The sequence below is a fragment of the Erythrobacter sp. SN021 genome (assembly GCF_021864455.1).
In genome coordinates, this window is sequence record NZ_JAKKUW010000001.1 from 382,370 (window position 1) to 404,369 (window position 22,000).

The 22,000-nt window shown below is 63.9% G+C and carries 20 protein-coding genes; 4 read left to right on the plus strand and 16 right to left on the minus strand.

The window, feature by feature from the left end; translation table 11 throughout:
- Position 1 precedes the first annotated feature (1 nt).
- From L5849_RS01830 to L5849_RS01870, 9 genes are all read right to left on the minus strand, one after another.
- A complete protein-coding gene (locus L5849_RS01830; protein WP_236924094.1) occupies positions 2 to 1,063 on the minus strand; it encodes a FemAB family XrtA/PEP-CTERM system-associated protein in 1,062 nt (353 codons plus the stop codon).
- Positions 1,060 to 1,914, minus strand: coding sequence for an XrtA system polysaccharide deacetylase (locus tag L5849_RS01835; protein WP_236924605.1), 855 nt, complete (start codon positions 1,912 to 1,914; stop codon positions 1,060 to 1,062). Before L5849_RS01835 ends, L5849_RS01830 begins: the two co-directional genes overlap by 4 nt.
- Before the next feature lie 32 nt (positions 1,915 to 1,946).
- A complete protein-coding gene (locus tag L5849_RS01840) occupies positions 1,947 to 3,161 on the minus strand; it encodes an XrtA/PEP-CTERM system-associated ATPase (RefSeq protein ID WP_236924095.1) in 1,215 nt (404 codons plus the stop codon).
- 13 nt (positions 3,162 to 3,174) lie between these two features.
- Positions 3,175 to 4,845, minus strand: a complete 1,671-nt coding sequence (locus L5849_RS01845) for a preprotein translocase subunit YajC (protein WP_236924096.1) — start codon at positions 4,843 to 4,845, stop codon at positions 3,175 to 3,177.
- Between the two features lie 4 nt (positions 4,846 to 4,849).
- Positions 4,850 to 5,884, minus strand: coding sequence for a capsular biosynthesis protein (locus L5849_RS01850; protein WP_236924097.1), 1,035 nt, complete (start codon positions 5,882 to 5,884; stop codon positions 4,850 to 4,852).
- Between the two features lie 14 nt (positions 5,885 to 5,898).
- Positions 5,899 to 7,416: an XrtA system polysaccharide chain length determinant gene (locus tag L5849_RS01855; protein ID WP_236924098.1), complete on the minus strand. Its 1,518-nt coding sequence runs from the start codon at positions 7,414 to 7,416 to the stop codon at positions 5,899 to 5,901.
- Between the two features lie 15 nt (positions 7,417 to 7,431).
- Positions 7,432 to 8,076 (minus strand): XrtA/PEP-CTERM system exopolysaccharide export protein, encoded by a 645-nt coding sequence (locus tag L5849_RS01860; RefSeq protein ID WP_236924099.1) that lies wholly within the window; start codon positions 8,074 to 8,076, stop codon positions 7,432 to 7,434.
- 161 nt (positions 8,077 to 8,237) lie between these two features.
- The gene (locus tag L5849_RS01865) at positions 8,238 to 9,464 is read right to left on the minus strand and encodes a pyridoxal-dependent decarboxylase, exosortase A system-associated (RefSeq protein ID WP_236924101.1); all 1,227 of its coding nucleotides are present in this window, start codon (positions 9,462 to 9,464) and stop codon (positions 8,238 to 8,240) included.
- Complete coding sequence (locus L5849_RS01870) at positions 9,461 to 10,975, minus strand: acyl-CoA ligase (AMP-forming), exosortase A system-associated (protein ID WP_236924102.1); 1,515 nt, start codon at positions 10,973 to 10,975, stop codon at positions 9,461 to 9,463. Before L5849_RS01870 ends, L5849_RS01865 begins: the two co-directional genes overlap by 4 nt.
- Positions 10,976 to 11,001: 26 nt before the next feature.
- Between L5849_RS01870 and L5849_RS01875 the strand changes: the two genes are divergently transcribed.
- Genes L5849_RS01875 through L5849_RS01890 form a run of 4 tightly spaced genes read left to right on the plus strand, consistent with a single transcriptional unit; the run spans position 11,002 to position 13,779 of the window.
- Entirely contained in the window at positions 11,002 to 11,967 is a 966-nt protein-coding gene (locus L5849_RS01875; RefSeq protein ID WP_236924103.1) for a GNAT family N-acetyltransferase, read from the plus strand.
- A 35-nt stretch (positions 11,968 to 12,002) separates the two neighbouring features.
- Complete coding sequence (locus tag L5849_RS01880) at positions 12,003 to 12,305, plus strand: acyl carrier protein (RefSeq protein ID WP_115416878.1); 303 nt, start codon at positions 12,003 to 12,005, stop codon at positions 12,303 to 12,305.
- Positions 12,306 to 12,313: 8 nt separating this feature from the next.
- Entirely contained in the window at positions 12,314 to 12,991 is a 678-nt protein-coding gene (locus tag L5849_RS01885; RefSeq protein WP_236924104.1) for a hypothetical protein, read from the plus strand.
- Positions 12,991 to 13,779, plus strand: a complete 789-nt coding sequence (locus L5849_RS01890) for a hydrolase 1, exosortase A system-associated (protein ID WP_236924105.1) — start codon at positions 12,991 to 12,993, stop codon at positions 13,777 to 13,779. The genes L5849_RS01885 and L5849_RS01890 overlap by 1 nt, the downstream gene beginning before the upstream one ends.
- Here L5849_RS01890 and L5849_RS01895 read toward each other — a convergent pair.
- The 7 genes from L5849_RS01895 to L5849_RS01925 form a co-directional block, all read right to left on the minus strand.
- Positions 13,764 to 14,960, minus strand: coding sequence for a class I SAM-dependent RNA methyltransferase (locus L5849_RS01895; protein WP_236924106.1), 1,197 nt, complete (start codon positions 14,958 to 14,960; stop codon positions 13,764 to 13,766). The two genes, L5849_RS01890 and L5849_RS01895, sit on opposite strands and share 16 nt — an antisense overlap.
- Complete coding sequence (locus L5849_RS01900) at positions 14,957 to 16,342, minus strand: NAD(P)H-hydrate dehydratase (RefSeq protein ID WP_236924107.1); 1,386 nt, start codon at positions 16,340 to 16,342, stop codon at positions 14,957 to 14,959. Before L5849_RS01900 ends, L5849_RS01895 begins: the two co-directional genes overlap by 4 nt.
- Entirely contained in the window at positions 16,335 to 16,691 is a 357-nt protein-coding gene (locus tag L5849_RS01905) for a hypothetical protein (RefSeq protein WP_236924108.1), read from the minus strand. The genes L5849_RS01900 and L5849_RS01905 overlap by 8 nt, the downstream gene beginning before the upstream one ends.
- Positions 16,692 to 16,729: 38 nt before the next feature.
- Positions 16,730 to 18,577, minus strand: a complete 1,848-nt coding sequence (gene ilvD / locus L5849_RS01910; protein ID WP_236924109.1) for a dihydroxy-acid dehydratase — start codon at positions 18,575 to 18,577, stop codon at positions 16,730 to 16,732.
- Between the two features lie 89 nt (positions 18,578 to 18,666).
- Complete coding sequence (locus tag L5849_RS01915; protein ID WP_236924606.1) at positions 18,667 to 19,392, minus strand: N-formylglutamate amidohydrolase; 726 nt, start codon at positions 19,390 to 19,392, stop codon at positions 18,667 to 18,669.
- Positions 19,392 to 20,204, minus strand: coding sequence for a 4-(cytidine 5'-diphospho)-2-C-methyl-D-erythritol kinase (locus L5849_RS01920; protein ID WP_236924110.1), 813 nt, complete (start codon positions 20,202 to 20,204; stop codon positions 19,392 to 19,394). Before L5849_RS01920 ends, L5849_RS01915 begins: the two co-directional genes overlap by 1 nt.
- A gap of 113 nt (positions 20,205 to 20,317) precedes the next feature.
- Positions 20,318 to 21,967 (minus strand): electron transfer flavoprotein-ubiquinone oxidoreductase, encoded by a 1,650-nt coding sequence (locus tag L5849_RS01925; RefSeq protein ID WP_236924111.1) that lies wholly within the window; start codon positions 21,965 to 21,967, stop codon positions 20,318 to 20,320.
- Positions 21,968 to 22,000 lie beyond the last annotated feature (33 nt).

Consider the following 22,000-nt stretch of genomic DNA (forward strand, 5'->3'; position numbering starts at 1 on the left):
GTCAGCCGAGCCCGCGCGCGATCCACGGCCCCAGCCGATTGGCGATCGGAAGCGGCAGACGTTTCCACAGCGCAATTTTCGCTGAGTAGCCCTCGTCGGTCGGGTCGACATTGCGCGGCTCTACGCCTGGCGGAGTCCACATATGATAGGTCAGCGGCTCTGGCTCGAAACCCCAGTTCTTCTTGAAGGCATAGGGGCCGCTGCCGATCTTGGAACGCCCGAAATCGAACCGCGTGCAGCTCTTGCGGCGCGCATGACACATCAGCTCGTAATACATTCGCTCATTGGCACGCAGGCTACGTGCAGCCCACCTGCCCCCACCCCAGAAAGGCATAACCGCGCCATGGTGGTAAAGCGACAAGACGCTGGCGACAGGCGTGCCACGATGACTGACCGTCAGGATATCCGCCGTCTGCCCGAACATGTCCAGCACGGCATCGAAAAGGCGGCGCGGGAATACCGGAGTACCCAGATTGCGCACGCTTTCCGCATAGACCGCGTAGTGGGCTGCCCGGTCTTCGGGACCCTGACCGATGCTGACATCCAGGTCATTCTTCAGGCCCTTGCGCACCTCGGCTCGCGCCTTCCGCGGGATGGCCAGCAACTGTGCCTCGTCGTCCGCTGCAAGATCGCTGGTAAAACCTGCATGCTTTCCGGTAACGGGGCGCCACTCGGAAGGCGCCGGTCCCCCACGCAACTCGACGCTCGACGCCGCGCGGCGATTTGCGAGTTCTTCCGCAGCATGGCACAGCCCGCTTACGTCCTCTTCGCGTTCGGCCAGCACACCCCCGTCGACGCCGAACCCGCTCGACACCAGCGCCCGGCCGAATAGTGGGGAGTGAACATCGGTAAGCGGCAGCCAGCCTTGCAGATCCCCTGCTCGCTCGATCACAAGTCCGAGCGCGTCGTTAGCGGTCCCGCGCTCTATCGCAAGCAGCCATAGCGGGCGCTGAAAGACGCTGCCGCAGTGCCGTGCGACGAAGCGCTCGATCCGCGCAACTTCTTCCGCATCGCCAAGATCGGCCTGCCTTATGGAGGCCTTATTAGAGATCGGCGCATTCATGCCGACCATACCCGGCTACGCGCCTTCTCGCCCTGGGCGATCTCGTCCATCCGGCCCCAGGCGAAATCGCCAAGTAGCCTGGAAAGCTTGCCCTCCATTTTTGAGAGGTTGGTGTAATGCCTGATGCGGGAGCGCAGCGGTGCTCCGGCAACCCGCGGTTGATCGGGATCGACCTCCCATGGGTGGAAATAGAACACCGCCGGACGGCCCTCGCGGTTGACCTGCCCGATCGCCCAGCGGCTGAAACCATAGGGCAAGACGCGAAAGAAACCGCCGCCGCCCGCAGCCAGGCGCTTTCCCTTCAGCAGCGCCGTGGTCACCGGGATTTCGACCAGCTCGCTGCCCTCGACAGGGCGGAATGCGAAGCGCGGAGCCTCTCGCCAGCCATAATGATCGTGCACCACCGGCGCCACGCTGGACGAGTAGACATAGCCTTGTTCGGCCAGAATATCGTGTGCCCAGCGATTGCGCGCGTCGATCGAAAAACTGGGTGCGCGATAGCCGGTGATCGGCTGACCGCCTGCATCCTCGAGAATGGCGCGGGCTTTGGCGAGATCCTCTGCAAACTCGGCAGGCGAGAAGGTGAAGACCCGCGTGTGGTCATAGCCGTGACTGGCCAGTTCGTGACCGCGCTCGACGATTGCGCGCATGGCAGCCTTGTTGCGTTCCGCGACCCAACCCAGAGTGAAGAAGGTCGCTTTAACACCTGCACCGTCAAACAGATCGAGGATGCGCGCGACATTGTCGCCCACCCGCAATTCGAGTCCATCCCAGTGTTCGCGCGAAATGGTGTTTTCGAACGCGCCGACCTGGAACCAGTCCTCGACATCGACCGAGAGGCCGTTGACGATGGTGCTGTCGCTCAACACCCCCTCCTCGATTTTCAGGCCGCCACGCGCGAACCTTGCGCTTCGAAATAGTCGATCATCATGGTCAGGACGTGGCGGAGCGAGCGCTCCTGCTCGTCCAGCCTAGCCTCGATCGAGGCAAGGCGCTGGCCCACGTCTTCGGGCAGATCGCTCGATGCATGGCTTGCGCCAAGCTTTTCGACCTCGCGGCGCAGCACGGCCATATGCTTGTCGCGCTCGGCGAATGCGGCTTCGATCGCTTCTATCTGATGGTCGAGGAGACCCTTCTTCCGGGCATCGTCTTCCCCGGTCGTCGCTGGAACGGGCTCGGGCGCCGTTCGCGAATGCTGGGCTTGGTCCCGTGCCCGCGCGATCGCCTCGGCGGCCGGGAGGTCGCGGTCCGGGCGCGGCTTGGCCGCATGGGTATCGACCGGCGCCGCATCGCCGCTCATCTCTTCGACGACCGCGCCAAGCATCTCGCCATCGAGCAAGGAGCGTTCTTCGACAGCACCCAGAAGCAGCAAGCGGGTCATCACCTGATTGACCTTGCGGGGTATCCCGCCTGTTGCCTTGTGCAGATCGACCCAAATACCGTTTTCGATCTCGGGATTGCCCTGCCAACCGACATGATTGAGCCGGTGCATGACATAGGGCTCGATCTCCCCCGGTTGCATCGCATCCAGGTGATGCGCCGCGATTACACGCTGACGCAATTGTTCGAGTTCATCCGATTGGGCGAGAAGCTGCTTGAATTCCGGCTGCCCCAAAAGCAGTGTTTGCAGCAAGGGATGCGAACCAAGCTGGAAATTCGACAGCATGCGCAATTCTTCGAGCGCCCCGATCGACAGGTTTTGCGCTTCGTCCACGATCAGCAACACACGCCTGCCGTTGCGGGCTTCCTCGTGCAGGAACAGCTCGATTGCGGCCAGATCCGCTGCCTTGTCGCGCCCGGTTACATCCAGGCCGAAACTGCGCGCCGCGACGTGGATCATCTCTTCTCCGTCCAGCGCGCTGGTGACCACCTCGCCCACGGTCATGCGTTCGTCGTCGAGCTTCTGCTTGAGATGCGCCACCAGGGTCGATTTACCCGATCCGACCTCGCCGGTGATGACGATGAACCCCTCGCCCTGATTGAGGCCGTAGCCGAGATAGCTCAGCGCCTTCTTATGCGTCAGGCTTTCGAAGTAAAACGCCGGATCGGGCGTGAGCTGAAAGGGCCGCTCGCTGAAGCCGTAAAATTCTTCGTACATCGAACAGATCCTATCAGAAATCGTAGCGCAGGCCGAGCAGGGCCGATGCTGTCGTGAAATTGTCGGGAGCGATATCGCTGTCGAGCGTCGAGATCGCCACGGCGGCGCGGGCCGAGAGATTGCGCATGACCTGTTCGGTGTAGCTCGCCGAACTGCCGATCGACCGGACGTCGCCCACTCCCGCCGTCCCGCTGTCGAACCAGTTGGCGAAGGTGTTGATCGAGAAGGAACCCCGTTGGCCCACCGGCCCGGAAAGACCGGCGGTGACATAGTAGCTTTCATCGACGATACCGTCGGCAAGGGCCAGCACCGTGCCCGGCGCCCCGATGAATTTGCGACGGTCGTAGCCCGCTCCGATACCGGCGGTCATCCGGCCGATCCGCCGGGAATAGCTGGCGGTGACGCCGCGTCCGCGAAACACGGACGATCGCACCGATCCGAGCAGACCATCGAGACAGCCGCTACCGTCGAGCGTGGTCACGCAGCCGGTGATCTCCCCGGTCACGGGGTCGCGTGTGACGGTGAAATCGGTTGGTAGCTGCGCCAGCGCGTTGTTGAGACGTCCGCCGAAGCCCTGAATGCCATCGTAAACGCCGATTTGCAGATTGCTGCGGCTGCTCGGTCGCCAGCTGAAATTGCCGTAGAAAGTTTCGCTATCGTAGCGATGGCCGAAATGCGCCTCGAGCCGGGTGCGGCGGCTGGGGGTCCAGACCACGCCGACATCCCAGATCAACCCGCTTGCCTCATAGGCGATGATACGCGGGCTCGATTCGTCGGTGATGAAACGACCGTCGGAGCCGATGACCGGGTCGCCTGCCGCGTCGCGCACGGCATCGCGGCTCGATACTTCGACATCCTCGACCCCGGCCCCCGCAACGACCGCCAGAGTCGGGCTGATCGGGACAGTCACATCGCCGCGGACATAGGCATCGCGCACGCGCTGGTCGAGGTTGGAAACGTCCTCCTGGTAGTACCCGGCGCCGACACCAATCCCGACAGGAAGGGGTTGCCCGGGCCGCGTACCCGCTCGCACCGTCGCGCTGTGCGTCACGCTTTCATCGAACAGATCCGCCTGGGTTCCCCCAGCAGTGACGAAATCGGGGCCGTCCACGCGGGTATAGCCGATGCGATAATTTGCGCTGACATCGACATCGCCCGCCCGGGTTTGCAGATTGGGACCCGCATAGACCGAATAGGTCTGCGTCGAGAAATCGTCATCCACCGTGGGATTGATGACCGAGCGCCCCTGGGAATCGACACGGGTGCTGCTGGCCAGCCCCCCGGCCTCGACAGTCAGGACGCGCGGCACGATGGAGGCATACCCCCGCGCGATACCGGTCAGAGTATCCGAATCCGCACCGTCCGACTGGTGCGCGAAGTTGCGCTCGTAGCGCAGCGAGATGCTGCCGCCATTGTTGCGCCCGACGATCGCGGCGTCGACACCGGCGGCAAGCTGAGTATAGGTGACGACGTCGCTGCCGGGCGAGATCTGCCAGCTCGCGATCGAATTCGCCTCGATATAGGGATCGATGCTCGTCCGCTCACTGGCGAAGGAGGTATCTCCGGCCTCGCTCTCACCGCTGTCCGCTCCCCGATAGGATTGCGCGTGCGAGGGCATGGCATGGAACAGCGCTGCTACCAGGACGGTTGCAGCCAGATGATGGAACTGTGCAGGCCGGGCCACGGGCTTACTCCCCATATCCGTAATAGCTGCCGAACTTCCGCCCACTGGGGCTGAAAGTCACGTCGTTGAGCAACAGCTTGATGTCCGGGCAGGCTGATAGGAGATCGATCGCATCGTCCAGCGCCGCTCTGCCGGTCATGTCGGCCCGTGCGACCAGCAGAGCCTGTCCGACGTGCTTGGCCAGCTCCGCGGCTGGTGTCGCCGCCAGAGCCGGCGGGCTGTCGAATACGACGATCCGGTTGCGAGCGCCGCGCGTCAGGCTGTTAAGGACGGTCCAAGTCCGCTCGCTGGCGAGATACTCGCTGTCCCGGCCCGTGCGCTGACCGGCCGGAAGAACCCACAGGCCCGGAATATCCGTTCCGACCACGAAATCCTCGATCCGGCTGGCGGGATCGGCAATCACGTCCATCAAACCCTTGCCCGCGCTAAGCCCGAGCTTGTTCATGATCGACGGCTTGCCGAAATCGGCATCCACCAAAAGCACTTCCAGATCGCGCTCGCCGGCCAAAGCGATGGCGAGATTGAGCGAGCAGAAGGTCTTGCCTTCGTTAGGGTGGGGCGAACAGACGAGTACACGGCGTGCCAGTGGCGTGCCTTCGGTCTTTATGGATGCGAGAACCTGCCGCTTCACAATGCGGAATTCCTCGAGCAGAGTCGAAGACCCGCCATCCGGATCGATCAGCCCCTGTTCGCGCAGCAGCGACCGAACGATCTCGCGCTTCGGCCCGGAAAAGGTGACATCCGGCGTTTTCGGCTCGGGTGGCTCCGCAGGGGCCGTGTCGGCCGATGGCGCCGCGGATGCGGCCTCGCCGATCCAGTCCGATGCGCGGCGTCGCGGCGTTTCGCGAGAGGCAGCCGAATCGGCGGATCGCCGCTTCGGCGCGAACTTCTTCGCCTTTTCGCCCTCGAGCTTGTCCGGAACCGATGCCGGCGACAGCTTGTCCAATCCGAACAGACCGCTTGCGCGCTCGAGGAGCGACCCACGCTTGGCCTTCTTGTCGTCTTTATCGGACGGAACGATATTGCTGGGCTTGTTCACTGGCACGTTCCCCCTCAGGCCACCGATCCGACCTGGACGATTTCGACGACCAGCAACAGAAAACAAATCCCCGCCAGCCCCCCGACTCCCGCGAGAAACTGCTTCAAACGCAATTTTTCGTGCTGGCGCGTGGCCCGCGTCATGGATCTCGAGATCGTTCCGATGACCGGCAGGTCGAGCGTGCGCTCGAGCTTGTCCGCCGTGGTGAAGCTCGAATTGAGCTGGCCCATCACGAACGCCACTCCCGCACCGGCACCGAGCCCGACGATCAAGACCCCCAGCAGCAGCAACGGCCGGTTGGGTGCCGCTGGATTGCGCGGTGCGGTCGGCGGGTCGATCACCTCGAACTGGAACGCGCTGCGCTCGGTCTCCACCTGGCCACGCAAGCGCATTTCCTCGCGATTTTTCAGCAGCTCGTCATATTTGTCTTTCAGCACCTCGTAATCGCGGCTGATACGATTGGCTTCCGCCGCCACGGCCGGCTCATCGGCCTGGGCTGCGATAAGGGCGGAAATGTCGGACTGAAGCGCGGCCTTGCGAGCCTGTAGCGCCTGGACATTGGCCTGCCGCTCCGCCCGGATCGATTGCAGCGAGGTATAGGCCGGATTAGGCGATCCTCCGGTACCGGCCGGCTCGCTCGCCGCCTGATCCCGCAGCGCGGAAATCTGACGCTGGATCGCCTGAACGTCGGGATGGCTGTCGGTAAGCCCGCGGGCGCGCATGGCCGCCAGCTGCGATTGCGCCTGCATCAGGCCACCGCGTGCGCCGCCACTATTGGCGGTCATGATCGAACGCGGCGTGCTCGCGATCTGGCCGTTGATCGCCGCCAGCGCGCTCTGCGCCGCGGCGATATCGGCATCGATGCCGCGCATTTCCGTCCGCATGCCTTGCAGTCGACCGGTCACGGTTCCGCTGCCGCCGATCAGGTCGGGGTACTGCGCTTCGAAGGCAAGGCGGCGCTGCTCGGCGGCCTCGAGTTCGCGTTTGCGCTCGTCCAACTGCTCGTCGAGGAAGGCGATGGTATCCGCCACATCGCCACGATTGCCGGCGATGTTGGATTCGCGGAAGATATCGATCAGGCTCTGAACGACGTCACGCGCAAGAGCCGCGTTTTCGGCATCGCTCAAACTGGATTTGCCGATCGTCGCGGTAATCTCGAACAGATTGTCCTGCTCGCTTTCCACTACGATAGTCTCGGTCAGGTTCTGCACGGCGCTTTGCATTTCGGCGTCGGTCGCCACCTTGTCGCCCAGCTTGGTATCGCGCACCACGCGTTCGAGATTGACAGCGCTGATCAGCGTCTGCCGCACCTTGGTGATCGCTTGTTTGCCATCGCCCGAAATATCGAGCTGTTCGGACAAGATATCCTCCAGCTCGACATAGATCCTCGCGCGGCTTTCATAGCTGTTGGGAATGAAAGCGACTGCGAGCCAGCCGAGAATGCAAATGGCCCAGGCCACGGCAAGCGCAACCCAGCGGCGGTTCCACACCGTATGCAGCGCGCTGCGAATCTCGTCCAAGACTTCCTGCATGCCCCCGCGATCCCGTTAAAACGTGCTTTCCGGGATGATGATAACATCGCCCGGCTGGAGAAGCACATTTGCCTTGCTGTCACCGCGTTTCAGCAGGTCGGTCAGGCGCAGCGCGTATTCCCGCTGGCGGCCGAGCTGCTTGTCGAACCGGATGAGCTTGGCGCGGTTGCCCGCGGCGAATTCCGAGAGACCGCCGACCGCGATCATCGCGTCGAGGACTGTCATGTTCGCACGATATGGCAACGATGCAGGCTGGGCCGTCGCGCCCACGATACGGACCTGCTGGCTGAACGTGCCGGCAAACTCGTTGACGATGACCGAAACCAGCGGATCCTCGATATACTGGCTGAGCTGGAGGCGAATATCCTCTTCGAGCATCGAAGGCGTTTTGCCGACGGCAGGCATATCCTTGACGAGCGGGATCGTAATCCGGCCATCGGGCCGGACCTGAATCTTTTCCGCGCCCAGTTCGGGGTTGCGCCAGACATGGATCGTCAATTCGTCGAGCGGGCCGATGACATATTCCTCGCCCGGACCTTCCTGCATCGCCACGAAGGTCGCCGGGGGGAGCTCCGTACCGCTCCCGCTCGCACAGCCGCCAAGCACGAGCGTAGAAGCAGCGCCTCCGGCGAGAAGCATGGCAGTTCGAGTGAAGCGCATCGATCGTTTCCCTGGCATTGTCGGGGGTGTTCGGCACGCGGAATGCGCCCGATATTCCCGAGGTTTGGAACGACTATTGCCCGGAAAAGGTGAATATACCGTTAGTCATACCGCGCCAACCCGCGGAAATCTTGGATTTGGCAGGCCTTGCCACATCCGGTTCAAACAAGCATTTCGATTGCCGGACCCTGTCCCAAAAAGGCACTCGGCGAGGCACTCGCGCCATATGCGCCGGCGCAGAACACCGCGACGATGTCTCCTGCCTGCGCGCGGGGCAGATGCGCCTTGTCGGCGAGCCGGTCGAGCGGCGTGCACAGGCAACCGACCACATTCACGATCTCGTCTGGCTCGGCTTCGAAGCGGCTGGCGATGGCAACGGGATAGTTGCGCCGCACCACGGTTCCGAAATTCCCCGACGCGGCGAGCTGGTGATGCAGGCCGCCATCGGTAACCAGATAGGTCTCGCCGTAGCTATCCTTGCGGTCGACGATGCGTGTCAGGTAAACTCCTGCTTCGCCAACGAGATAACGGCCGAGTTCGATGAAAAGTTCAGCTTGCGAAAGGGTTTCCGGCAAGGTCTCGAAGCGATCCTCGAGCGCAGCGCCCACCGCTCCGATATCGAGCGGCTCGTCGCCCGGAAAATAGGGAATGCCGAAGCCGCCACCCATATTGAGCTTGGGCAGGATAACACCCGCCTCGCGCGCCAGGCGGTCGGCGCAATCGAGCACCTTCGCCTGCATATCGATGACTGCATCGACAGAGAGCGCCTGACTGCCGGTGAAAATATGCAGCCCGCGAAAATCGCAACCGGCGGCAATGATGGATTGGATAAGGGCCGGAACACGCTCCGCATCGACCCCGAAAGGCTTGGCCCCCCCGCCCATCTTCATGCCCGAGCCCTTGAGTTCGAAATCGGGATTGACGCGAACGGCGAACCGCGGGGTTTCACCAAGCCGCTCTGCAATCGCGAGCGCGCGCTCGGCTTCGTTCTCGCTTTCGAGATTGAGTGTGACACCGGCAGCGACAGCGGCTTCGAGTTCTTCGTCGCGCTTGCCAGGTCCGGCGAAACTCACCCGCGACAGATCGAAACCGGTGGCCCGTACCATCTCCAGCTCTCCCCCCGAGGCGATATCGAGACCGTCTGCGAGACTGGAAACATACTCAAGAAGCGGCGCAAAACTATTGGCTTTAATTGCATAATTTATCTTCAAGCGATCCGGCATTGCGGCGCGCAATTCGGCGAAACGCCGTGCGACCCGCTCGCGTGAGTAGACGAAAAGCGGCGTGCGCCCGGCCCGCCCTACAAGGTCGCTCACAGGCGTATCGCCAATGGCCAGCTCTCCGTCGATCGCCTTGAAACCGGGGGGAATGGGACCGAGAGGCTTCATGCGCCGATCTCCGCCGCAATTGCGGTGCGATCGATCTTGCCATTGGGGTTGAGCGGCAACGCATCGCGCCAGTGGATCACATGCGGTTGCATGAAATTAGGAAGCTCCTTCTGCAAGGCCCTGGGCAGTGCCGTTTCGGGTTCGGCGGCATCTCGCGCCGGACGCACCACGAGGTGGATGGCATGGCCGAGCCGCTCGTCCTCCACGCCGAGCGCGACCGCTTCCGCGACCAGTCCGGTGCCCAGCGCCGCGCTCTCGATCTCTTGCGGACTGATGCGATTGCCCGAACTCTTGATCATCGCATCGCGTCTGCCGACGAAGTAGAGCAGGCCATCCGCATCGCGCATCACACGATCGCCCGACCAAACGGCGGTTCCGCCATATTCGGACATATCGGGCGCGGCTTTGAACCGCTCGCGCGTGCGTTTCCCATCCTGCCAATAGCCATGCGCGACCAGCGGCCCGCAATGCACCAGCTCTCCTTCCTGGCCGGGTTCGGCAAGCGATCCGTCATCGGCGATCACAAGGATCTCGGCGAAGGGAATGGCCCGGCCCATCGATGTCGGATGCGTGTCTACCAGCGCCGGATCGAGATAGGTGGACCGGAATGCCTCGGTCAGACCATACATCGGAAAAATGCGTGTTTTCGGGAAGATGGACTGCATATCACGCACGAGTTCCAACGTGAGCGCGCCGCCCGAATTGGTCAGCCGACGCATCGAGGACACCGCTTCCGCAGGCCAGTCCAGATCGGTGAGCTGCGCCCAGAGCGGCGGTACTGCGGCGAGCGTGGTCACGCCATGCCTGGCGCAAGCCTTGGCGACATCGCGCGGGAAGAGATAGTCGAGCGGTACCACGCAGCCACCCGCATACCAGGTCGAAAGCAACTGGTTCTGGCCGTAGTCGAAGCTCAGCGGCAGCACGGCCAGGGTGACATCGTCGCTTTCCATGCCGAGATAATGCGCCACGCTGACCGCACCCAGCCCCATATTCGCGTGGCTCAGCATCACGCCCTTGGGCTTGCCGGTCGAGCCGCTGGTATAGAGGATCGCGGCGAGCTCTTCCGGGTCGTGGCTGGAGGGCGGAACTATCGTATTTTCGGTTTCGGCCAGACTGGAAGTCTCCGCCTCGTCAATGGTCACGCAGCCCGGCGGTACATCCTCGTCCTCCAGCGAGCCCAGGCGCGCCTTGGTCCCTATCAGGAGCGCTGCACCGCTATCGCTCAGGATATGAGCCACCTGCGCGCGTTTGAGCAGGGGGTTGATCGGAACATGAACCAGCCCGGCCCGCGCCGCGGCGAGTGGAAGCAGGCAGGTCAGTTCGCCCTTGGCGGCCCAACTGGCGACCCTGTCTCCCTTGTCAAACTTCCTCGCCAGCCATCCCGCCAGCCTGGCGACACCATTCCTCAACTCCTCATAGGTAAGTGTGCGGTCGCGCAGCGCCAATGCAGGCGCCTGTGCACTCCCGCGCTCGATCAGTTGATCGAGCGGATAGGGCGTGGGATCAGGCATTAACGCTCCTCGGCGAAGGAAATCCGTTGGACATTGCGGTCAGCTATCACGAGACGGTTACCAAACTGCAAGGGCTCGATCTGCCCGGCAAGGGGCCTTTCGACAGGCTGGATTGGTTTGCTCTGCTCGAAGACCCGCTTTTCGTTCAGGCGCAACGTGCTGGCGAACGGCTAATCCTGCCATTGCAGGTCGGGCCGTCAGGCCTGTCCAGCCTGACCAACTGGTTCTCTTTCACCTGGCGGCCTCTCGGCAGCTCCGACCTTCTGCTTCGGGCGATCGCGAGGGATTTGCGCCGCCGGGCGTATCTCCTCGATCTGGCGCCCGTCCCCGAAGAAGATGGCAGCGCCTCGCGACTGGAAACCGCCTTCCGCAAGGCTGGCTGGCTGGTCTTCCGCCAGCAATGCGATGAAAACCATGTCCTCCAGGTCGAAGGGCGCAGTTTCGCCGAATACTGGGCGATGCGCCCCGGCAAAATGCGCACTACCCTCAAGCGCAAGGCGAAGAAGGTCGACGTCGAGATCCTCGACCGCTTCGACGAAGCCGCCTGGGCCGATTATCGGGCCGTCTATGCGGAAAGCTGGAAGCCCGATGAAGAACGCGCCGACATTCTCGAAGCCTTCGCGCGCACCGAAGGGGAAGCGGGGCGTATCCGGCTGGGTATCGCACGCGCCGAAGGGCGTCCGGTCGCGGCGCAGTTCTGGACGGTCGAAGATGGAGCGGCCTATATTCATAAACTGGCCCATATCGAGGCAGCCAAACCGCTTTCGGCAGGTACGACGCTGAGCGCGGCCCTGTTCGAGCGCGTGATCGATACCGACCGGGTCGAACTGGTCGACTTCGGGACCGGCTCCGATCCTTACAAGCGCGACTGGATGGAACTGAACCGACCGCGTTATCGTCTGACATGCCTCGACTGGCGCCAGCTCGGCGCTTGGCCCGCCATAGGCCGGGCGCTGATCCGCCACCTTGCACCGCACAATAGGCCCAGCTAAAGGCGTCGCCTCAAGGAATAGGGGAAGTTCGAGCAATGACCGCCGATACTGCCAGTGCCGCGAAGACCGGGCCGAGCCGCAGCGAAATCGACCAGACGCTGCGCGCGATCCTGCGCGATGTGCTGGGCCTCGACCAGGCGCAGGTCGATGGCTTCGATGGCGAGACCGGGCTTTTCGGCCATTTGCCCGAACTCGATTCCATGGCGGTTGCCGGGCTGCTGACCGAGATCGAGGACCGCCTCGATATCGTCATCGAGGACGAGGACGTCGACGGGGAAATGCTCGAAAGCTACGGCGGTCTGCTCGCCTTCACCGAAGCCAAGGTCGTCGAAGGCTGACCTCGACAATGTACGTTACATGGCCTTGCCCGCTGCCGGATGGCAGCACGGGCGAGGAAATGGCGCTTCGCTTCGACAAGGATCGCCCCCGGCGCCTGCTGATGATCCCGCCACTATTCGATGAAGCCAACAAGTTCCGCCATCAAGTAACTGAAATCATGCGACGGTTCGATGCAAACGGCGTCGACTGCTTTCTGCCCGACCTGCCGGGCTGCAACGAAAGCACCGCGCCGCTCGCGGGCCAGTCCATCGCCGGCTGGCGGGCCGCCACCGTCGCGGCCGCGGCGCATTTCGCGGTGACGCACGTCTTCGCCGTGCGTTCGGGCGGATGGCTGTTGCCCGATACCTTGCCGGGCTGGATCTACGCCCCGGTCAAGCCCAGGCAGGTTTTGCGCGGGATGCTGCGGGCACGCAGCCTCGCGGCGCGCGAAGCCGGTGTCAGCGAAAGCTCCGAAGATCTGCTGGCCAGCGGTCGGCAAGAGGGCCTCACTCTCGCCGGATGGGACCTCGGCGCCGCCTTGATCCGCGAGCTGGACGAAGGTGAATTTGCACCGCCTGCCGACGCGGTCACCATCGAACAGGGCGAAGTCGGCGGCAAACCGCTGTGGCTGCGCGCGGAAAACGATCACGACCCTGCCCAGGCCGATACTCTGGCGGGGATCATCCTTGGCGGACCGGCCGACTGATGGCGCGGTTGCATCTGACTTTCGAATGCCAGGGCGCACGCTGCGGGGCGACGCTCGACAATGCACCCGGCACCACCGGCCTGCTGGTGGTCAGCGGAGGCAATGAAATCCGCGCCGGAGCCTTCAACGGGCAGGCGCATCTCGCAGCGCAAATCGCGGCGGCTGGTTTCCCCGTGTTCCGCTTCGATCGCCGCGGAATCGGCGACAGCGAGGGCGAAAACCGCGGATTTCGGAAATCGCGCAGCGATATCGCGGCCGCATTGCTCGCATTCCGCGCCATCGCACCGCAGGTCCAACGGGTGGTCGGTTTCGGCAATTGCGATGCTTCTTCCGCCCTTATGCTGGCCGGTGGGGCGGGCTGCGATGCGCTGATCCTGAGCAATCCCTGGACCATCGAGGATGGCGAGGATGACAGCCCGCCGCCCTCTGCCATTCGGTCCCGCTATTTGGAAAAACTCAAGAACCCACGGGAGCTTATCCGGCTTATCTCAGGGCAAGTCGATCTCAAGAAGCTTGCGCGGGGATTGCTGAAGGCCGGTCGGACGCAGAGCACCCCTTCCTCGCTCGCCCAAGAGATGCGGCAGGGCCTGGAAAGCTTCGACGGTCGGTCGGCCATCCTGCTTGCCGAGGCGGATCGTACCGCGCAGGTCTTTACCGAGCGCTGGGACGCCAACGACGCCCGCATGGCGCGCTGCCCGGGCGCCGATCATGCCTATTCCAGCGCAGAGGCGCAGCTATGGCTCCGCCAGCAGATCCTCGCTACGCTACGCTCTCAGCGAGTGAAATAGCTCGTCAGTTCGACATGCGTGGACCAACGGAACTGACCCACCGGGCGCAGTTTCCGAAGCCGAAATCCAGCATCGACCAGCACCTTCGCATCGCGTGCCCAACTTGCGGGATTGCAGCTCACATAAGCGACGCGTGTCGCCGTGCTTCCGGCAATCTGCGCGATCTGCTCGCGCGCTCCCGCACGCGGCGGGTCGAGCAGAATGGCGCCGAACCGGCTTGCTTCTTCGGCCTGCAGCGGGTTGCGGAACAGATCGCGGTGAAGCGTCAGAACGGGCGCCTGCCGGGCATTGGCCGCGGCCTTGCAGGCGAGATGCGCGTCGCGCGCCGCCTCGACCGCGAGCACCTTGCGCGGCCCGGCCAGTGCGAAGGCGAAGGTCCCGAGGCCCGAAAACAGGTCGGCCACGGTCGACGCACCTTGCAAGTAGTCCACCGCATCCTCGACAAGGACGCTTTCGCCATCATGCGTTGGCTGGAGGAAGCTGCCATGCGGGAAGGGAACCGCGACGCCGCTCAAGCTGACCGTCAGGGGGTCGGGCTCCCACACCGTTTCGGGTCCGTAGCCGCGATCGAGCGATAACCGCGCGAGCGCATGATCGCGCGCGAAATCGAGCATCGCCTCGGTCGCCGCAAGCCCCTCCGCCGATATGCCCTTGACGATACAGTCGACGCCCTGATCGGCCAGCGTCAACTCGATATCGACAGCCTGCCGTTCGCCATGCGTGGCGACCAGCTTGCGCAGAGGCTCCACCAAAGCAAACAACTCTGGCACGAGGATATGGCATTCGCGCATATCGACGATGCGGTGCGAGCCGCCTTCGTGAAAGCCCAGCACCGCGCCTTTCACGGTTCGCAGAGCATGCAGCGTCGCACGGCGGCGCGAGTTCGGCGGCGAGAGATGCGTGGGCAGCACCTCGCCCACGGCAATATCCTGCGCTTCCGCCGCGTGGACGACACGATCGGTCACGAATTGGCGCAGTGCCGTCTCATCGGCGTGCTGGAGCTGGCAGCCGCCGCATGCGGGAACGTGTCGGCACGGCGGGATGACATGATGCGGTCCCGGCGTCAGCGTGCCATCCGCGCCAACCGCATCGCCGGGCACGCCGCGCGCAACATGCCGGCCGGAAGGCGTGACGCCATCGCCGCGCGCCGCAATTCGCTGAATGATCTCGGTTTCGCTCACAGGAATGCCGCCATGGCCGGTTTGACCGCACGGGCGAGATCGCCGGCCGAAAATGCGGGCGATGCCAACCGCGCGGCTTCATGATGCAGCCATACGGCCTCATCGCAAGCACGGGCCGGGTCGCCATGGGTTGCGAGGCGCGAGGCGGCGATCCCGGCGAGTACGTCGCCCGTACCGGCGGTCGATAACCAGCTCGAACCGAGGGGGAAAAACGATGTCATGACGTCACTTTGCAGAACGGTGTCCGGTCCCTTGGCCAGCACGGTCAGGCCCGTGGCCTCGTGCAATGCGCGCGTGCGCTCGAGCTTCTGCTCGGCGCCGATGCCGAAGGTTGCGCATAGCTGGGCGAGCTCGCCTTCGTGCGGAGTGACGCACAGTTTTGCCGGGTCGGCGCGGTCGAGCATCGTCTGGTCGATCAGATGCAGCGCATCGGCATCGAGGACGGTCGGCACCTTTCGCGCCAGTACGCGCTCGAGCCGATCGCGCGCGGAATCGTCGCGGCCAAGGCCCGGACCGACGAGGAAAGCGGAAATCCGGTCGTCGGCGATCCGTTCGGCGAAGCGGCCCTGCTCTATAACCAGTTCGGCGGGCGCATCAGGATGCGAATGCTCGCTGAGCAGTTTGACGTAGCCCGCCCCGGCGCGCATTGCCCCCTCCGCCGCCAGTAGCGGCGCACCGGGCATGGCGCCCGCAACGATGGCGAGCAGTCCGCGGCGGTATTTGTGAGCGTCGGGGTCGGGGGCGGAGAAATGCGGCCGCGCGGATAAACATGCAGGCATATCCGCGAGTTCGAGGCCGATCCGGACAAGCCGCCTGGCCCCCATCGATCCCATGGCGGGCATCAGGAAATGCGCCCGTTTCCACGCGCCGAGGGCCAGCGTCAAATCGTATTGCACAAACGGTCCCAACACCTCGCCGCTGTCGCTATGCACCGCGCTCGGCACGTCGATTGCTATTTTATAGCAATTGCTTGTGGATAGAGTTTCAAGCAGTTTGGCAAATGCCCCACCTACCTCGCGATCGAGGCCGTAGCCGAACAGGCAGTCGACAATGACCGGGTTCCGCAGCCAATTGTCGCTCGCAACTTCGCCCGAAAACTGCGCCCGAGCATGCAGCGCAGTCTCGCTTTTCGGTTCCACCGGTGCAACGACCTGAACGTCATACCCCTTCCGGCGGAGAGCATGCGCAATCACATAACCATCGCCGCCGTTGTTACCCGGTCCGCAGAGCACCGTTACCGACCTGCCCGCTGCCACGCGCATGACCCATTGCGCCGCGCCCTCGCCCGCTCGCCGCATCAGTTCCCATTCGCTGGTTCCGGCGGCCATGGCCGCCTGTTCGGCAGCGCGCATCTGGTCGACGGTGAGAACGGGATCACTCATCGCCGAGCGTTTCCCAGCGATAGCGATCGGTGCCGATGGTCAGCGTGACCGTGGAGCCTTCGCGCACGCTTTCGGCTTCCTGAGACCCGTCGAACTCAACGAGACCCGCAGGCGTATCGGCAGGGGCGAGCTTGCGGAAACCGCCGTCGGGGTGCCGCATGACGAAATAGGTTTCGCCACCGTGGCCGATTTCGACCAGACGGCACTCGCCGGCAAAATCGCTCGCGCCCCGCAGCGCACAGCGGACAGGCGTGCCGCCCTCGGATGCGATATCGGGCGCGCCCTCGCATGCGGCCAGGACAGACAGGGCCAGAAGAGGCGTCAGGAGGAAACGTTGCGCAATCACCATCCCACGGCGCTGCCACGCGCGGCGCGCGGGGGCAAGCCTCAGCGGCGTCTGACTTGCGATACGTCGCGGATGGCGCCCCGCGCGGCGGAGGTGGTCATCGCCGCATAGGCTTCGAGCGCGGGCGAGACGCGGCGTTCACGCGGGGACGCCGGGGCAAAACCCTTCGCCTCCTGCGCCGCGCGCCTTTCGGCGAGCACGTCATCCGAGACGGCAAGATGGATCGTGCGCTCGGGAATCGAAATGTCGATCCTGTCGCCTTCCTCGACCAAGGCGATCGCGCCGCCCTGCGCCGCCTCGGGCGAGACGTGACCGATCGACAGGCCCGAGGTGCCGCCCGAAAAGCGCCCGTCGGTGAGCAATGCGCATGCCGCGCCGAGCCCCTTCGATTTGAGATAGCTGGTCGGATAGAGCATTTCCTGCATGCCGGGGCCGCCGCGCGGACCTTCGTAACGGATCACCACGACATCGCCCTCGACCACCTGGCCGGCGAGGATTGCGGTCACCGCATCGTCCTGGCTCTCATAGACCCTGGCGGGACCGGAGAAGGTCAGGATACTCTCGTCCACACCTGCCGTCTTCACGATGCAGCCGTCGCGCGCGATATTGCCGTAGAGCACGGCGAGCCCGCCATCCTGGCTGAACGCGTGTTCGGCGCTGCGGATCACCCCGTTCTCGCGGTCGAGGTCGAGGCTGTCCCAGCGGGCAGACTGGCTGAAGGCGGTCTGCGTCGGCACCCCGCCCGGCGCTGCGGAGTAGAATTCGCGTACCTTGCTGTTCCGTGTACGCCCGATGTCCCAATCGTCGAGCGCGTCGCCCATGGTCGGGCTGTGTACCGTTGGCAGCGCGGTGTGGAGCAGGCCCGCCTTTTCCAGCTCGCCGAGGATCGACATGATCCCGCCGGCGCGGTGGACATCTTCCATGTGGACGTCGCTCTTGGCCGGGGCGACCTTGCTGAGGCACGGAACCTTGCGCGAAAGCCGGTCGATATCCTGCATGGTGAAATCCACCCCCGCCTCATGCGCGGCGGCCAGCAGGTGCAGCACGGTGTTGGTCGAGCCGCCCATGGCGATGTCGAGGCTCATCGCATTCTCGAACGCCTCGAAACTGGCGATGGAGCGCGGCAGAACGCTGGTGTCGTCCTCCTCGTAATAGCGTTTGGCCAGCGTCACCACGAGGCGCCCTGCCCGTTCGAAGAGGCTCTTGCGATCGGCATGGGTGGCCAGCGTCGAGCCATTCCCCGGCAGAGACAGGCCCAGCGCCTCGGTCAGGCAGTTCATCGAATTGGCGGTGAACATGCCGCTGCACGATCCGCAGGTCGGGCAGGCGTTCTGCTCGATCGCGGTGACTTCCTCGTCGGTGTAACTCTCGTCTGCAGCGGCGACCATGGCATCGACGAGGTCGAGCGCGACTTCCTTGCCCTTCACCACGACCTTGCCCGCTTCCATCGGTCCGCCCGAAACGAACACGGCAGGCACGTTCAGCCGCATCGCCGCCATCAGCATGCCCGGCGTGATCTTGTCGCAATTGGAAATGCACACCATCGCATCGGCGCAGTGAGCGTTGACCATATATTCGACGCTGTCGGCGATCAGGTCGCGGCTGGGGAGCGAATAGAGCATCCCGTCATGGCCCATGGCGATCCCGTCATCGACCGCGATGGTGTTGAATTCCTTCGCCACGCCGCCCGCCGCCTCGATCTCGCGCGCGACGAGCTGGCCGAGGTCCTTGAGATGGACATGTCCCGGCACGAACTGGGTGAAGCTGTTGACCACGGCGATGATCGGCTTGCCGAAATCGCCGTCTTTCATCCCGGTCGCGCGCCACAATCCGCGCGCGCCGGCCATGTTGCGGCCATGGGTGGTGGTGCGGGAACGATAGGCAGGCATGGCAGGTCTCTCTTAACTTCGGCAGAAGTCTAGCAGAGAGACAGCCGCAAGCTAACGGAAGTTTGCTGCCAGCCGGGCCAAGCCTGGCTTTACACCTCGAGCGCGACGCGCCCCATGACATCGGCAAGCATCACGGCCCAGCGCGACTGGCCCGCCTCGGTCTCGATCTGGTCCTGCCGGATTTCGACGGTGCAGTAAGGAATGCCGTGGGCCTCCGCATGCCGGTCCATCGTCGCGTTCAATTGCTTGCCCGAATAAGGCTGGTTGTCGCCGACCGTCAGCCCCTGCTCGCCGAACAGCCGGATCGCATGGCGTGCGGCGGTATCGTCGCGATTATACAGCAGGGCGACTTCCCACGGACGCTCCTCGTCGCTGGTATCGAGGCTGGGTGTGAAGCTGTGCAACGCCACCAGCATCTTGGGCTTGGCCTCGGCAATCAGCTTGGCCAGCGCATCGTGATAGGGCCTGTGATAGCGTTCGAGACGGGCCTCGACATCGGCGCCGATATTGCCGGGGATCAGCTTTCCATCGCTCTCGGTCGGGACCACGGCGGGCTCGTCCTCGCGCCGGTGAAAATCGCACACCAACCGGCTGACGCAGGCGATATGGGCGGGTATATTGTGGCGCCGGGCCAGTCGCTCGGCGATGCCCTCCACGCCGATATCGAGGGCGATATGCTGGTCCATCAGCCTGCTGTCGATGCCGAGTTCGATACCCTCGGGCACGAAGTTCGAAGCGTGGTCCACTATACACAGCAGCCCTCCCGGACGCAGGTCTTCGGTGCCGACCTGGCGATAGGGAAGGTTGTCGATCATCATCGCAGGAACCCTTTCATCCGCCACCAGCCCGGGTGGCGCTCTTCGATTTGCTGGGCAGCCACGTCGCGAGCGGACGCACTGTCGTAGAGCGCGAAACAGGTCGCGCCCGAACCGGACATACGGGCGAGAAAGGGCGAAGTTCCGCGCAGCGCTTCCAGAACGCCCGCAATCTGGGGGCAGAGCGAAAGGGCGGGCGCCTCGAGATCGTTGCGCCCTTCGAGCGCGATCGTGCGGGCATCTCCTTTTGGCAGGGCGCCGCGATCTTCGCCGTCCCACTGTCTGAACACCGGCCCGGTGGAGAGAGGAACGCGCGGATTGACGAGAAGGACGGGGGTGCCCGCAAGGCTGTCGTCGGCGGGCTCGAGTTCCGTCCCCGTCCCGCGCCCGATGCAGGTGCGGCTTTCGACGCAGGCGGGGACATCCGCGCCGAGCGCAGTGGCCCGCTCGAGCCAGTCGCCGGGCAGGCCGTAGCGATCCTTGACGATGCGGAACACCGCGCCGGCATCGGCCGATCCCCCGCCCAGCCCCGCCGCGACGGGGAGGTTCTTTTCCAGCGTGACCGCGAGGCCATCGGCGCGCGGCAGCTTGCCCAGCGCCCTGGCGACGAGATTGTCGAACGGATCGTCAAGCCCGCCAGCGAATTCGCCAAGAACCTGCACGCGGTCCTGCGCGGCGCTTTCCGCTGTCAGCACATCGCCCGCATCGACGAAAGCGAACAGCGTCTCAAGCTCGTGATAGCCATCCTCGCGCCGCCTGCGGACATGCAGCGCAAGGTTGATTTTGGCGTAGGCGGTTTCGGAGATCGTCACTCCATCCCCTCGTCATTGCGAGCGAAGCGAAGCAATCCAGGGCGAAAGGCGTCTTCACTGGATTGCCGCGTCGCTTCGCTCCTCGCAATGACGGTCGAAGCGACGCCGCGATCTTACATATTCGGATAATTCGGCCCGCCGCCGCCTTCGGGCGTGGTCCATTCGATGTTCTGGTTCGGGTCCTTGATGTCGCAGGTCTTGCAGTGGACGCAGTTCTGCGAGTTGATCTGGAACTTCGGCTCGCCGGTGTCCTCGTCGGTCAGCCATTCGTAGACGCCGGCCGGGCAATAGCGGTTCGATGGCCCGGCAAAGACGCCCAGCTCGCTTGCCTTTTGCAGCTCCATATCCTGCACTTTAAGGTGGACCGGCTGGTCTTCGGCATGGTTGGTATAGCTGAAGCTGACATTGGTGAGCTTGTCGAAGCTGAGCTTCCCGTCGGGCTTGGGATAGGCGATCGGCTGGTGCAGATCGGCGCGTTGCAACGTCTCATGATCGCGATGGTGCTTCATGGTGATCGGCAGGCCGATCTTCAGCGTGCGCATCCACATGTCGATACCCGCGAGTACGGTGCCCAGATCCTCGCCCCATTTGGCGACGGCGGGCTGCGCATTCTTCACCTTCTTGAGCTCGTCCGCGATCCAGCTGTCGCGCACCGCGGCGTCGTAATCCATCAGCTCGGTATGCTCGTGGCCCGCAGCGATCGCAGCGGCCAGGCTTTCGGCCGCCAGCATCCCGCTTTTCATCGCGGTGTGGCTGCCCTTGATGCGCGGTACGTTAACGAAGCCCGCAGCGCAGCCGATGAGCGCGCCACCCGGGAAGGCGAGCTTGGGCACGGACTGCCAGCCGCCTTCGTTGATGACGCGCGCGCCATATGCCACGCGCTTGCCGCCTTCGAGAATCGCGGCGATCGCCGGGTGGTGCTTCCAGCGCTGGAATTCCTGATAGGGCGAGACATAAGGGTTGGCGTAATCGAGCGCGGTCACGAAACCCAATGCGACCTGCCCGTTCGCCTGGTGATAAAGAAAGCCGCCGCCCCAGGTGCCGCTTTCGCTCAGCGGCCAGCCCTGCGTGTGGATCACACGGCCCGGCTCGTGCTTGGCGGGCTCGATGTCCCACAATTCCTTGATGCCAAGGCCATAGACCTGCGGCTGGCAATCGGCCTCGAGGTCGTATTTCGCCTTCATCTTCTTGGTCAGATTGCCGCGCGCGCCCTCGGCGAAGAGGGTGTATTTCGCGTGGATTTCCATGCCCGGCTGGTAATCGCCCTTGTGCGATCCGTCCTCGGCGATGCCCATGTCCTGCGTTACGACACCGGTCACGGCGCCCGCATCGTTGAACAGCACTTCGGCGGCGGGAAAGCCCGGGAAGACCATCACGCCCAGCCCTTCGGCCTGTTCGCCCAGCCAGCGCGCGAGATTTCCCAGCGAGCCGGTATAGTTGCCGTCATTGCTCATGAAGGGGGGCAAAAGGAATTCGGGGAAATCCGAATGCCCGGCCTCGGTCAGTATCCAGTGGTGGTTTTCGGTCACCGGGGTTTCCGCCATCGGGCAGTCCATGGTGCGCCAGTCGGGCAGCAACTCGTTCAGCGCCTTGGGATCGACCACCGCGCCCGAGAGAATATGCGCGCCGATTTCGCTGCCCTTTTCGAGCACGACGACCTCGAGATCCTCGTTGATTTGCTTCAGCCGGATGGCCGCTGCCAGGCCGGCCACGCCCCCGCCAATGATGACGACATCGCAAGGCATTGATTCGCGTTCGCTCATGTCTCTCTCTTTTCGTCGCGTAACTGTTGCGAA

Excerpts from the sequence above, each read along its gene's own strand:
- L5849_RS01855 (WP_236924098.1), bottom strand. The coding sequence starts at position 7,416 with ATGCAGGAAGTCTTGGACGAGATTCGCAGCGCGCTGCATACGGTGTGG.
- L5849_RS01885 (WP_236924104.1), top strand. The coding sequence starts at position 12,314 with ATGTACGTTACATGGCCTTGCCCGCTGCCGGATGGCAGCACGGGCGAG.
- L5849_RS01860 (WP_236924099.1), bottom strand. The coding sequence starts at position 8,076 with ATGCGCTTCACTCGAACTGCCATGCTTCTCGCCGGAGGCGCTGCTTCT.
- L5849_RS01880 (WP_115416878.1), top strand. The coding sequence starts at position 12,003 with ATGACCGCCGATACTGCCAGTGCCGCGAAGACCGGGCCGAGCCGCAGC.
- L5849_RS01915 (WP_236924606.1), bottom strand. The coding sequence starts at position 19,392 with ATGATCGACAACCTTCCCTATCGCCAGGTCGGCACCGAAGACCTGCGT.
- L5849_RS01865 (WP_236924101.1), bottom strand. The coding sequence starts at position 9,464 with ATGAAGCCTCTCGGTCCCATTCCCCCCGGTTTCAAGGCGATCGACGGA.
- L5849_RS01870 (WP_236924102.1), bottom strand. The coding sequence starts at position 10,975 with ATGCCTGATCCCACGCCCTATCCGCTCGATCAACTGATCGAGCGCGGG.
- L5849_RS01830 (WP_236924094.1), bottom strand. The coding sequence starts at position 1,063 with ATGAATGCGCCGATCTCTAATAAGGCCTCCATAAGGCAGGCCGATCTT.
- L5849_RS01905 (WP_236924108.1), bottom strand. The coding sequence starts at position 16,691 with ATGGTGATTGCGCAACGTTTCCTCCTGACGCCTCTTCTGGCCCTGTCT.
- L5849_RS01900 (WP_236924107.1), bottom strand. The coding sequence starts at position 16,342 with ATGAGTGATCCCGTTCTCACCGTCGACCAGATGCGCGCTGCCGAACAG.
- L5849_RS01840 (WP_236924095.1), bottom strand. The coding sequence starts at position 3,161 with ATGTACGAAGAATTTTACGGCTTCAGCGAGCGGCCCTTTCAGCTCACG.
- L5849_RS01925 (WP_236924111.1), bottom strand. The coding sequence starts at position 21,967 with ATGAGCGAACGCGAATCAATGCCTTGCGATGTCGTCATCATTGGCGGG.
- L5849_RS01890 (WP_236924105.1), top strand. The coding sequence starts at position 12,991 with ATGGCGCGGTTGCATCTGACTTTCGAATGCCAGGGCGCACGCTGCGGG.
- ilvD (WP_236924109.1), bottom strand. The coding sequence starts at position 18,577 with ATGCCTGCCTATCGTTCCCGCACCACCACCCATGGCCGCAACATGGCC.